At 63.9% G+C, this 818-nt stretch carries 1 protein-coding gene; it reads right to left on the minus strand.

Annotation, left to right across the window (positions count from 1 at the left end; all coding sequences use genetic code 11):
• Positions 1 to 51: 51 nt before the first annotated feature.
• A partial coding sequence (locus tag EN846_RS33535) for a beta-ketoacyl-[acyl-carrier-protein] synthase family protein (RefSeq protein WP_135914103.1) occupies positions 52 to 818 on the minus strand: 767 nt, incomplete at its 5' end.

An 818-nucleotide genomic window follows, 5' to 3' on the forward strand; every position in this document is an offset into this window, starting at 1 on the left:
CAAGCAGCTAGATACGACAGGTGACCTCAAATGAGGCGTCTTGCATGGCTTCTACACCTGCCTGAATGCCAGAACTGCGTTCGTGCCGCCCATGGCGAAGGCGTTGCTCATGGCGACGCGCACCTTGCGCTCGCGCGGCACATTGGGCGTGATGTCGAGGTCGCAAGCGGGATCTGGCTCGCGATAGTTGGCGGTCGGCGGCACGACGTCCTCTTGGATTGCCATCACGCAGGCGATCATTTCAAGCGCGCTCGCTGCGCCGAGGCAATGCGCGTGCGTGGACTTGGTGGAAGAGATGGACATCGAATAAGCGTGGTTTCCAAACACACGCTTGATCGCCGCCGTTTCAGTCTGATCATTGCTCTTGGTACCGGTGCCGTGCGCGTTGAGGTAGTCGACGTCCTCGGCATTCAGCCCGGCATCGGCAAGGCAGGCGCGCATCGCCGACGCTGGCCCCTCGACAGATGGCGCGGCGATGTGGAAGGCATCGGCGGAAAGGCCGACGCCGGCGATCTCGGCAAGAATTGTGGCACCACGCCTCGTGGCATGCTCGTAGCTTTCCAGCACGGCCATGCCCGCACCCTCGCCCAGCACCAGGCCCTTCCTATCGGCGGAGAAGGGCCGGCAGGTATCGGGTGAAAGCACGCGCATTGCTTCCCATGCTTTCAGCACGCCCCATGCGAAGGGTGCGTCGCTGCCCCCGGAAACCATTACGTCGGCCCGGCCCAGCTTGATCTGATCCACCGCCGAGGCGATCGCATGGTTGGCCGAGGCACATGCGGAGGTCACCCCGAACACCGGCCCGCGCAAGCCGAGGC

The sequence above is a fragment of the Mesorhizobium sp. M4B.F.Ca.ET.203.01.1.1 genome, from assembly GCF_004791025.1.
In the GTDB taxonomy this organism is placed as follows: domain Bacteria; phylum Pseudomonadota; class Alphaproteobacteria; order Rhizobiales; family Rhizobiaceae; genus Mesorhizobium; species Mesorhizobium abyssinicae.